Source organism: Mesorhizobium sp. M0060 (genome assembly GCF_040323155.1).
Classification (GTDB): Bacteria; Pseudomonadota; Alphaproteobacteria; order Rhizobiales; family Rhizobiaceae; genus Mesorhizobium.
On the sequence record NZ_JAMYUP010000041.1, the window covers coordinates 15,345 to 26,418 of the forward strand.

Genomic DNA, 11,074 nt, shown 5'->3' on the forward strand with positions numbered 1-11,074 from the left:
CCAGCATATACTTGCTGTGAGTATAAGCGATGTCAACCCCGCGCCAGCGGCAATTTTGTCCCGGCGATGACCCTCTCGTCGAGAACGGCGTGGCGGAACCGGTAAAGCTTCGCTGGCCGGCCGCCGGTCTCCGCGGTTGCCTCTCCGGTCTCTTCGACCAGCTCCTGCTGCTCGATCAGCCGGCGAAAGTTCGGCTTACGCACGAGCCTGCCGGCAAGCGCCTCCACGGTTCGCTGCAGCTGCAAAAGCGTGAAGACCGGCGGCATCAGCTCAAAGACGACCGGCCGGTATTTGATCTTGGAGCGCAGCCGCGCAATGCCGGTCGCCACGATGCGGCGATGATCGGCGACCATAGACTTGCTGGGCACCAGCGGAGGCAGCGTCGCGTCCCGTCCGCTTCCGGCCTCTTGGACCAGGCCTGCTTCGTAGACTAACTCATAGCGTTGAAGCGTGAGTTCCTCGTTCCAAAGGCGGTCGTCGAAGCCGAAGGCTATCGTCGCCCGCTGCCAGCGTTCACGTCGCGTGGCCGCGTCGCTGACGCCGTCTGCCCATTCAATCAGGCGCGGTCGCAGAACGTCCAGCACGACCGGAGGCGTGCCGGAGCGGTGGTCCTCCCATGGAAAATATTCATACCAGCTCTGCCAGCCGCACTTGGGCGAGCCAGCTGCCTGTTCCTTGCGGGTCAATGCGAGATAGCTGATTGAGATGACGCGCTGCTGGCGCTCGGCGCCAATGCGATCCCGATCCGCGAAGGTGTAGAGTTGCTCAATGTACCCCAGCGGATGGCCGGTCTGCTGCTCGACCCACCCCCTCAAACCGGATTGCAGCGATCGGTGCTCAAGCGCAAATGGTCCGGAGGGAAGGGTGTCCGCCTGGCCGATGGTGAGGACACAGGGTTCACTGTCGTTTACGGCGACGACAAAGGCGATCAGGTCCACTTTGACTTCGTCGGCCTTGACGGCGGCTCCGTCTTTCCTGGGTCCTTTTGCCTGATCGTCCATGTTCGCGAAAGTGGTTGGCCAGCTCGGGGGCGCCTGAAACGATTTAAGTGTAAGCGCGCCTGTCCGCACGTCAACACCGGACAGCTGCACGGCCATTTTTAGCTCTTCGCACTTGCACAAAAATGTGGCAAACGCGACACCCGCGGTTGGTAACGTTGGGGAAGGATGGTCCATTGAGTGCGTTTGGTGACACCAAGGCGGTCACACCGCCGGATATTCGTTCGCGCAAAGGTGGGACGCCGCTCGTCTGCCTTACCGCCTACACGACGCCAGTCGCCCGGCTTGTCGATCCCCATTGCGATGTGGTGCTGGTCGGCGACAGCGTCGGCATGGTTCTCCACGGCCTGCCCTCGACGCTCGGTGTGACGCTGGAGATGATGATCACGCACGGCCAGGCCGTGCGCCGTGGCCTCGAGCAGGCGCTGATGGTCGTCGACCTGCCGTTCGGTTCCTTCGAGGAAAGCCCCGAGCAGGCTTTCCGCAATGCCGCGCGCGTCATGGCCGAGACCGGCTGCGCGGCCGTCAAGCTCGAAGGCGGCGAAACGATGGCAGAGACGATCGGCTTCCTCGCCGCGCGCGGCGTGCCGGTCATGGCCCATGTCGGCTTGACGCCGCAGTCGATCAACACCATCGGTGGCTACCGCGTGCAGGGCAGAGGCGGGGATGCCGAGCGCATCAGGCGCGACGCGCTTGCGGTGAGCGAAGCGGGCGCCTTTGCGGTCGTGCTGGAGAAGGTTCCCGAGGCGCTCGCCCGCCGGATCACCGGGGAGGTGGCGACCCCGACCATTGGCATCGGTGCCTCGGCCGCCTGTGACGGCCAGATTCTCGTCGTCGACGACATGCTGGGCCTCTTCGGCGACTTCCGGCCCAAATTCGTCAAGCGCTATGCTGAACTGGGGGAGGCCGCTGCGGCTGCGATCGCGGCCTATGCGCGGGAAGTGAAGGAGCGCCAGTTTCCGGCCGCCGAGCACGTGTTTGCCGATGCGCCCAAGCCCGCCGACGGGGACGCCACCAAGAGCGGAGAAGCAGCGTGAGCGTGCCGATTGTCAGGAGCGTTGCCCAGCTTCGCCAAATCGTCGCCGCATGGCGCCGCGAGGGCGTGAGGATTGCCGTGGTGCCAACGATGGGCGTCCTGCATGAGGGCCATCTCAGCCTGGTGCGCGCGGCACTCGAGAAGGCCGACCGGGTGATCGTGACGCTCTTTGTCAACCCGAAGCAATTCAACAGCCAGGCCGATCTCGCCGCGTATCCGAGCACCGAGGACGAGGATGCCGCCAAGCTGGCACCGCTTGGCGCGCACCTGCTTTATGCGCCGGACGCAGAGGAGATGTATCCGGCGGCCTTCGCCACGACCGTTTCGGTGTCCGGTGTCAGCGAGGGCCTGTGCGGTGCCTTCCGGCCGGGACATTTCGATGGCGTGGCGACCGTCGTCGCCAAGCTCTTCCTGCAGACCAGCGCTGACTTCGGCTTCTTTGGCGAAAAGGACTTTCAGCAGCTTCAGCTAGTCAGGCGTATGGCCCGGGACCTGGATATTCCAATCACCATTGTTCCTTGCCCGACAGTCCGCGAAGCCGACGGTCTTGCACTATCATCGCGCAATGTCCGGCTCTCGCAAGCAGAGCGTGCTGTTGCCCCCGAGCTATCATCGGTCTTGCTCGAGACGGCTGAGCGGCTTGCCCGCGGCTCGCCCGTCCTGCCAACGCTTGCCGAAGCGCGCGCAGCAATTCTGGCTGCGGGCTATCGCGAGGTCGAATACCTGGAACTTCGCGACGAGGCAGATCTGCGACCCATGACAAGCCTTGACCGACCTGCACGCTTGCTTGTCGCGGCCTGGCTCGGCGGCACACGGCTCATAGACAACGTCAGAATATCACGGGTTTCAACAGATTAACGGGGTTCTCGGCACGCGCTGTATCCGTCCGGGATCGTTTAAAACAAGGTCTCTGCCTGGCATCGAGCGATCACGGAGGTTACGCAAAGCGCAAATGCATCGCGTGTTTGAGAACTTCGTCGAGCAACTGTCTGCAAGTGTTGATGCTGCCGATCTCCGTGAGGCAATGGCATCCGCTGCAGCCGGCTTCGATTTTCCGCTATTCGCCTATTTCACTTACCCGTCGGCCCCCGGCGACGCCCCGCAATTGATCTCAAACTATCCTTCATCCTGGACATCACGTTATCTGCAACAGCGGTACCACAGTCTTGATCCGGTCATCCTGCGCGGGCTGCAAGGCTGGGATACCTTTGATTGGGGTGTGGATCGCGCTCGGCACTGTCTGCCGAATTCGCAGCAACAAATTCTGGAGAGTGCGGCTGAGTTTGGCATCCGCGGCGGCCTGACGATGTCCATGCATGATCATTGCGGCCGGTTTGCTGCCCTGACCTTTGCTTCCGACGAGTCCCGCCCGCCTCTGTTGCGGTCACTGACACGTTACGAAAAAGCATTGCAGCTGGTGGCCATCAACTTTCATATCCATGTCCGGCGCAGGCTCGCCGACGATCGCGTGGTGGATGGTGTAACGCTCACCCCGCGGGAGTTCGAGTGCCTGAAATGGGCGGCGCGCGGCAAGTCGGCTTGGGTTATCAGCCAGCTTCTCGGCGTCTCAAAGCGCACCGTGACCTTTCATCTGGAAAACGCCAAGGCAAAGCTTGGCGTTCGAACGATCAACCAGGCCGTTGCACGACTGGCTGCCTCCGGCCAGGCGAGATCCTGATTCGTCGGCCACGATAGCTGTAAACCTCTACAGGCTGCATCGCTGCCGGCTTTGCCCTTCGATGGCGGGAACACATCCCGCACGGAGGCGACCATGATGCAGCTGATAACACCAGACCTTTACGACGAGTTCGCAAGCGAGCTCAAAGAGATGCACGGGCTGAGGTTTCGGGTGTTCAAGGAAAGGCTCGATTGGGAAGTTGATACCGAAGACCAGATGGAAACAGACCCGTTTGATGGTCTGAAGCCTGTCTATCTGCTCCTCAAGGGATCCGACTGGCGAATTCGCGGTTGCGTGCGTCTTTTGCCCAGCACCGGACCCACAATGTTGCGCGACACGTTCCCGGTGCTGCTGGGTGCTGACGTCGTGCCCTCGACCTCCGACATATGGGAGAGCAGTCGTTTCGCGCTCGATCTCCCTCCGTCGGCGCCCAAGGCAGCGGGCGGACTGGCCCAGGCAACCTACGAGCTCTTCGCGGGCATGATCGAGTTCGGCTTGGCCAAGGATCTGACCCGGATAGTAACGGTGACGGACACGCGCATGGAACGGATCCTTCGCCTCGCGACGTGGCCATTGTCGCGCATCGGACAACCCAAGTCCGTCGGCAAAACGGAGGCGGTGGCCGGGTTTCTCGAGATTTCCCGCGCGAGCCTTTTGCGCATCCGCAGCAGGGGACGTCTGAGCGGACCGGTACTGTGGCAACCGGTTCTAGGCCGTCGGCATAGCGCCATTGTGGACACCTGAGCCGTGAAGGATGCTGGTCTGCCCAAGGAAGCGACGGTCGGTCTTGTATGCTGGCCGGACTGGCGTCGTCACGAAGCTTACCACTACGCCAGACGATTGCCACGCACTGCCTGGGCCTGGGAGTTTCTTCGGCGCAATCCACAATTTCAGCGCGACCACGCCAAAATGGCACCGTCCGCCTACATTGTCGGAGCCCAGGCCGACATGAAGATAATCGAGTTGACGACAGGATCATCTTTCCTAAGACAATGGAGCCTCCTTTTTCGCGGACGCGCCACAGTCGGACGCTACGTCGGCAAGGGTCTTTTGGGATCCGCGCGACTGCGCCCGTATTCTACGAGCGGCCGCGGAGCCGGTTGGGCTCGACCACGATTTTGAACCGCTTGATCTCCCTTCGCTCTCATGCTGCAAGGACATCCTGCTGACACCTGCCGGCGTGCAGCACGTGCTGCTGAGGGAGGACTGCCGGAGTCTGCAGATCGCCCTTTCCGGTGCATCCGTTCTCCGCCCGTTGCGGCTATATGTCGACGCGATCGTGCAGCCGCAGCACCTGAAGTTCCATGTCGCTGCCCTTCAGTTCCTGAACGACATCAATGGTTGCGGCCGCCTGGCAGCTGCTTGCTTTCCGCCGGAACCCCGCGGAGCGCGTCTGCGTATCGTGCTCCAGGCTTTGGATGGCTCGCTTGCGGGAGCATCTCATCAGGAGATCGCCATTGCCCTGTTCGGGAGACGCCGTGTCGAAGAAGATTGGTCTCATCCAGGTAGCCATCTTCGCGATCAGGTGCGTCGCGCCATCCAACGTGGCCGCTACCTGATGGGCGGCGGCTATAGACAGTTCCTGAGGTAATTGGGGTGACAGCTTGGTGATTGTCTTATTCGAAAACGCGCAGGCATCAATCTCCATTTCTCACTGCTATTGTGCCTTGTACAAGACGTGACACGCGCCTAGTTCTTCCGCTGCGGGAATCGGGTTTGAGTAATACGGACGAAGCACTGAGAACCAACGTTTTCGTGATAGTGCATTCATGCCCCAAGAATCCTGATGACCGTTACGAACCCCGACAAAGCCGGCGCTGACTGAAACGGTCGCTGAACGTGCTCTGTGGCCTGCGCCGCCAGACTCTCGGTTTCGGCTATGCCGACTAACAGCGTATTGATAGGCCATCGCGGGCTAAGCTCCACCGGCGAAAGCCGCGTCAAAGCGGCAGGCAATCAGAAACTAGATCGGCGGCGACGATGATTATGATCAACGTGACGAACGTGAATCATGCCGACGGCGCCGACGTTGCCGATGATGATGATGCCGACCATGCGTCGCTGATGCTGCCTAACTACAGTGCTGTGTGATCATGCCGATCACCGCGTGACCACGAGCGGCGGCGGTTCGTGGTCAGGTGCGTGGCCGGGATGATCGCGCATGGCCGATTGTTCCTTCGTGCCGCGGGGTGTGGGCTTGCGTTCGGTCATGAGGACGTCAGGCGCAACGAGGAAGTTAGATCAGGGCCCCAAACGCGTCTTATCCATGGGGTGGATGATAGCTATCCCTACAATCAATTATACCAATATTACCCAATACTACTAGAAGATCTCCCAATGAAAGCGGCCGGATGGGTATCCGTCTCGCGTGGGCTGAAGCTGCCGGCAAGAATGGAAGACGAACATGTGCGGGATTGTTGGCATCGTTGGGCAACAGCCGGTGTCGGATCGGTTGGTCGACGCATTGAAGCGTTTGGAATATCGCGGCTATGATTCCGCCGGCGTTGCGACGATCACCGAAGGTGCCTTGCACCGCCGGCGCGCCGAGGGCAAGCTCGTCAATCTCGAGAGGAGACTGAAGGAAGAGCCGCTGAGCGGCAACATCGGCATCGGCCACACGCGTTGGGCAACCCATGGGGCCTCGACGGAACGCAATGCGCACCCGCACTTTGCCGACGGTGTCGCCGTCGTCCATAACGGGATCATCGAGAATTTCACCGAGCTGAAGGACGAATTGGCGGCGGCTGGCGCCGAGTTCCAGACCGATACCGACACCGAGGTCGTCGCGCATCTCTTGGCAAGACACCGCCGGGAGGGCATGAGGCGGCAAGAGGCGATGCGTGCCATGCTGAAACGCGTCAGGGGCGCCTATGCGCTTGCCGTCCTCTTCGAAGATGATCCGTCGACCATCATGGCGGCGCGCAACGGACCACCGCTGGCGATCGGTCACGGCGACGGCGAGATGTTCCTGGGCTCCGACGCGATCGCGCTCGCTCCCTTCACCAATGAAATTACCTATCTCATCGAGGGCGACTGGGCCGTTGTCGGCAATTCGGGCGCCCATATCTTCGATTTCGACGGCCATCCCGTCGAGCGTCCGCGCCATACCTCCACGGCCGCGGCCGATCTGGCCAACAAGGGCACTCATCGCCACTTCATGGAGAAGGAAATCTACGAGCAGCCCGAAGTCATCGCCCATGCTCTCCGTCACTATAGCAACATCATAGAGAATCGCGCCGACACGGTTTCTGGCATCGATTTCGCCAGGATCCCGAGCTTGGCGATCTCGGCCTGCGGGACCGCCTATCTCGCCGGACTGATCGGAAAATACTGGTTCGAGCGCTATGCGCGCCTGACAGTTGAAATCGACGTTGCGTCCGAATTCCGTTACCGCGAGATCCCGTTGTCGCCGCAGTCGGCGGCTCTTTTCATTTCGCAGTCCGGCGAAACCGCTGATACGCTCGCATCGTTGAGGTACTGCAAGGAGCGTGGGCTGAAAATTGGCGCTATCGTCAATGCCTGCGAATCGACCATCGCTCGGGAGGCCGATGCGGTCTTCCCGATCCTTGCCGGACCGGAGATCGGCGTCGCCTCCACCAAGGCGTTTACCTGCCAGCTTGCCGTTCTAGCCGCACTCGCCATCGGCGCCGCCAGAGCCCGCGGGACCGTAACCGAAGACGAGCTGCAGGCGCTCGTCAGGAGCCTCGCCGAAGTGCCGCGCGTCATGGGCCAGGTACTCAACAGCATCCAGCCGGAGATCGAGTTCCTGTCGCGCGAACTGTCAAAGTGTCGTGACGTCCTGTATCTCGGCCGTGGCACCAGTTTCCCGCTAGCGATGGAAGGTGCGCTGAAGCTCAAGGAGATTTCCTACATCCATGCCGAGGGCTATGCGGCGGGTGAATTGAAGCACGGTCCGATCGCATTGATAGACGACAACATGCCAGTGATCGTCATCGCGCCCCATGATCGCTTTTTCGACAAGACCGTCTCCAACATGCAGGAAGTGGCTGCCCGTGGAGGGCGGATTATCCTCATCACCGATGAAAAAGGGGCAGCCGCATCGAAACTCGACACCATGCACACGCTCGTGCTGCCGGCTGTCGACGAGATTATCGCGCCGATGATCTTCTCGCTGCCGATACAGCTTCTTGCCTACCACACGGCGCTCTTCATGGGCACAGATGTAGACCAGCCGCGCAATCTCGCAAAATCGGTCACGGTCGAATGATTGTGAACCTTTATAGGTGGCGATGCTTGTCCATCTTCGCTGCATCGGCGGTGGAAATTGGTCGAAGGTATCAGCGTCCGCGAGGCTGGGTGGACGGTGCCGCGAATAGCCACTGGAGGCGTCAGTGAGAGTTCGAGTTGCTGTTCAAGAAAGCCATCGGGGAGAATGAGTCGTGTAGGATCGCAGGTCGAATGCGCTACAGCCGATCAGGCCATCTCATGGCGGGCAGGTTCTTAGAACTTGATCAGAAGCAGGTGAGCCGCCATATTCCGACCCGGCTGCCAATTTCAAGTGGCCCATTCCATGGATGAGGCCGGTCCGGCCGAATGGACTCCATTTTTTTGATTTGCTGGGTGTGCGCCAGGGTCGGGGAGGAAATCTCCCGATTTGTCAGGCGCTCCCATCTTCTTGGAGATGTTTATGAAGGATTCGCGCATTCCCGAGCCAGTCTTGACGGCTATGTCGCAGGGGACCCACATCATCCGCGCTTATCGTGAGCACCTTGGGTATTCAATCGAGGACCTCGCGGTCGCCTGCGGGCTTGCCGCTCAGGAAATCCAAAACATCGAGCGGGGTCTAAAGTACAATAAGGGCTATCGGAATCGGATAGCGAGATCGCTGTCCATACCTGTGGGAATTCTTGAGGCAGAGTCGGACATATCGGACGCCGCCTGATCAGTCGGATAATCTGCAATGGGTGGAAGACCGCTCTTGTGATGTGACGTTTGCGGCTAATAGTCGTCGCTTGATTCCGTTGGACGCGAATGCCTTCTGGCGCAGTACCGCCAAGAGAATTCTCGTCCACTGTCCGAGTCAGGAACTGCACACGGGCTCGCCGAACAGGAAGTTGGAACGCTTCGTCATGCTGTCTTAGGCGATATAGCCGCCCGGAGTGCTGCGACACGTGCACGATAGCATTGGCCCGCGAGGATGGATTGCTAACGGCGAACCCATGCTGGTCGGCAAGGCGATACTGGCTGGAGCATCAACTCGGCCGACGAGAGTGGCCCCCCATCCTAGGCAGGATCGGCCGACATGGCCGGCATCGCGAGCCGCTCTGAAAAGAGCACAGCGGGCATCCAGACGCTGCCGGGTTGACTATGGGTGTCGGAACCGCAAAAAGGGGCCGCTCTTCATGAGTGGCGTGCGCCGGCAGTCTAACCCCAAGCCCCCCGCCAGGCTGCCGGCGCGCTTCTAGCCGCCTTGATGCACGGCGATAAGCTTTTGACGGCCTGAAGCGACGTTGTGGTCGCCGTTGCGGTGCTTTTCCACGCGCCTCGTCAGGCGCCGGGATTGCTCCGTCGTGATGGCAGGCGGGGGTTTGCAGGTTGCGGTCGACGGGTTCGTTTCGGGGCGTCTGCCCCCATCGTATGTCGCGAGTTGGGGGATGCGATCGAGGACGATGCGCAGGATGCGCTGGTCGGGGCACGATGTCGGCAGGTGCAGGCGGATTTGCGATTTCATCTCGACCACCCGCGCAGCGATTTTGATGAGGCGCAATCGCAGCGTGTCGAATTGGGCGACGGCAAAGCTCGAGCGCCTCGGCATCGCGGCCCGCAAGCCCCACATCAACCAGTAAGCACCGGCATGCAGGAATAGCCGGAACTGGTTGGCCGTCGCTCTGGTGCAGGATGTGCGGTCGGCGGCAAGATGCGTCTTCCACGACTTGATGTGGTTCTCGGCCGCGCCGCGCCGGCAGTAGACATCCTCGTAGAGCGCCTTGGCCTTCCCACCGGCAAGGTTGGTGACGACGAAGCGATATCGCCACCTTGGGCGCCGACCTCGACCCGCGCGATGATGCGCTCGACGCGGCTCCAACTAGCGGCGCCGTCAACGAACTCCTTGAACCTGCGGACCTTGCCTGTCTTGGCCGACGCTTCGAAGCGCGCCGTCGTGCTGGCCTCCAGATCCGCGACATGCTTGCGCAGGGTCGTGGTGGGCGCGAGGCCAAAGATGAAGTCGACGTCGTTGGCGCGGCACCAGTCGATGACCTGCGGGTTGCAATAATGGCTATCGCCGCGGAGCAGGATTCGAATGTTCGGCCAGTTGATCCGGATCGCCCGCACCAGACGGCGCAGGTGGGGGCGGATCTCAGCCCCACTCGGCCGCTTGGCCGGTCGCAGGATCGCGCTGACGAACCGTCCCGCACCATCGAACACGACGATCGGCTGGAAGCCGTACTCGTCATGGTGGGCATTGAACAGGCGAAGCTGTTGGCCTCCGTGCACAGCGTCGAAGGTGTCGTCAATGTCGAGTACGATCCGCTTCGGCACCTGCCGGAACGAGGCGCAATAGAGATCGACCATCGCCCGTCCCATCGCGACCAGCTCCCGCACGCCGGGTAGGTTCTCCAGCCGGCACAGCGTCGATTGCGACGCCAGATCCCGACCCGACGGCAACGCATCCTGGGCCATCTTGAAGACCGGATCGCGGCGCAGCCGGTTGGCGTCGTTGCCGTCCTCGTAGCCGGCGGCGATCATCTTCATGCGAAAGCCGATCATGTCCGCCAGGCTGTGGACGACCTGGTCCGGGCAGCGCGGATCGTCGATGCAACGCGCCAGACGCTCGGCCACCCGCAACCGCTTTTCCACCTCGGCCAAGGCCAGAACGCCGCTGTTGGACGACAGCATGCCGCCGTCGAAACGGGCGACGACGGACTTGCCGCCGACTGATGACAAACCGCTCAGCGGCAGCGCAAGATCGTTCATGGTGGGTGTGGTCTCCGGGAAATGGTTCGGATCGGCTTAAGCAACCAAATCCTACGTCATTTCAACGGCTTGCGCCACATCCACCAACCCCCATGAATTTGGTTAGGTTGATGCGGCGTGCCGCCGCCGTGAGGCCGCGCTCGCTCAGCAGCGCGTCGAGAACGACGAGAAGATTCAGATCGAGCCCGTTGAAACGCATGTCTTAGCTATCCATAGCGTGGATGCATTTGATTGAAACAAACGATTTTACCAATTTTCCGGAATGTCGCATGGACTTGGCAGGACCTCACGTGCGCCGATCACTGCCTCTATCGCGTGGCGAGTCCCTTGAGAAGAGCCCGAAAGAGGAAATCTGTCGCATGCGGTGGAGATTGTACTGGGAATGAGAGGCAGCGCTCCGATCATGTCGAACTCTCCGACGAATGG

General features: G+C 61.1%; 9 protein-coding genes and 2 pseudogenes. 8 read left to right on the top strand and 3 right to left on the bottom strand.

The genetic code is table 11. From position 1 onward, the window contains the following. Positions 1 to 32: 32 nt before the first annotated feature. Positions 33 to 1,001: an NUDIX hydrolase gene (locus tag NKJ94_RS27330; RefSeq protein WP_352515987.1), complete on the bottom strand. Its 969-nt coding sequence runs from the start codon at positions 999 to 1,001 to the stop codon at positions 33 to 35. A gap of 173 nt (positions 1,002 to 1,174) precedes the next feature. Between NKJ94_RS27330 and panB the strand changes: the two genes are divergently transcribed. The 8 genes from panB to NKJ94_RS27370 all read left to right on the top strand — a co-directional run bounded on the left by panB (position 1,175) and on the right by NKJ94_RS27370 (position 8,615). Next, positions 1,175 to 2,035, top strand: a complete 861-nt coding sequence (gene panB / locus NKJ94_RS27335; protein ID WP_352515913.1) for a 3-methyl-2-oxobutanoate hydroxymethyltransferase — start codon at positions 1,175 to 1,177, stop codon at positions 2,033 to 2,035. Then, positions 2,032 to 2,892, top strand: a complete 861-nt coding sequence (gene panC / locus NKJ94_RS27340; RefSeq protein ID WP_352515912.1) for a pantoate--beta-alanine ligase — start codon at positions 2,032 to 2,034, stop codon at positions 2,890 to 2,892. The genes panB and panC overlap by 4 nt, the downstream gene beginning before the upstream one ends. A gap of 94 nt (positions 2,893 to 2,986) precedes the next feature. Further along, positions 2,987 to 3,712, top strand: a complete 726-nt coding sequence (locus tag NKJ94_RS27345) for a LuxR family transcriptional regulator (RefSeq protein ID WP_352453544.1) — start codon at positions 2,987 to 2,989, stop codon at positions 3,710 to 3,712. A gap of 93 nt (positions 3,713 to 3,805) precedes the next feature. Continuing rightward, positions 3,806 to 4,456, top strand: a complete 651-nt coding sequence (locus tag NKJ94_RS27350) for an acyl-homoserine-lactone synthase (RefSeq protein WP_352515911.1) — start codon at positions 3,806 to 3,808, stop codon at positions 4,454 to 4,456. Positions 4,457 to 4,459: 3 nt separating this feature from the next. After that, entirely contained in the window at positions 4,460 to 4,834 is a 375-nt protein-coding gene (locus NKJ94_RS27355; protein ID WP_352496584.1) for a transcriptional regulator domain-containing protein, read from the top strand. A gap of 157 nt (positions 4,835 to 4,991) precedes the next feature. Beyond that, the gene (locus NKJ94_RS27360) at positions 4,992 to 5,303 is read left to right on the top strand and encodes a DUF2285 domain-containing protein (protein ID WP_352529549.1); all 312 of its coding nucleotides are present in this window, start codon (positions 4,992 to 4,994) and stop codon (positions 5,301 to 5,303) included. Positions 5,304 to 6,116: 813 nt separating this feature from the next. Then, positions 6,117 to 7,940 carry a glutamine--fructose-6-phosphate transaminase (isomerizing) gene (glmS, locus tag NKJ94_RS27365; protein ID WP_352529519.1) on the top strand — a complete coding sequence of 608 codons (1,824 nt, stop codon included), beginning with the start codon at positions 6,117 to 6,119 and terminating at the stop codon, positions 7,938 to 7,940. Positions 7,941 to 8,399: 459 nt separating this feature from the next. Next, positions 8,400 to 8,615, top strand: coding sequence for a helix-turn-helix domain-containing protein (locus tag NKJ94_RS27370; protein ID WP_352453550.1), 216 nt, complete (start codon positions 8,400 to 8,402; stop codon positions 8,613 to 8,615). Between the two features lie 702 nt (positions 8,616 to 9,317). Here the strand turns inward: NKJ94_RS27370 and NKJ94_RS27375 are convergent. Continuing rightward, positions 9,318 to 10,648 (bottom strand): annotated as a pseudogene (locus tag NKJ94_RS27375) (IS1380 family transposase); the annotation flags it as partial. A gap of 97 nt (positions 10,649 to 10,745) precedes the next feature. Then, a pseudogene (locus NKJ94_RS27380) lies at positions 10,746 to 10,847 on the bottom strand (LysR family transcriptional regulator); the annotation flags it as partial. Positions 10,848 to 11,074 lie beyond the last annotated feature (227 nt).

Coding starts and splice junctions, on each gene's coding strand:
- NKJ94_RS27330 (WP_352515987.1), bottom strand. CDS start 1,001: ATGGACGATCAGGCAAAAGGACCCAGGAAAGACGGAGCCGCCGTCAAG.
- NKJ94_RS27345 (WP_352453544.1), top strand. CDS start 2,987: ATGCATCGCGTGTTTGAGAACTTCGTCGAGCAACTGTCTGCAAGTGTT.
- NKJ94_RS27350 (WP_352515911.1), top strand. CDS start 3,806: ATGATGCAGCTGATAACACCAGACCTTTACGACGAGTTCGCAAGCGAG.
- glmS (WP_352529519.1), top strand. CDS start 6,117: ATGTGCGGGATTGTTGGCATCGTTGGGCAACAGCCGGTGTCGGATCGG.
- NKJ94_RS27370 (WP_352453550.1), top strand. CDS start 8,400: ATGTCGCAGGGGACCCACATCATCCGCGCTTATCGTGAGCACCTTGGG.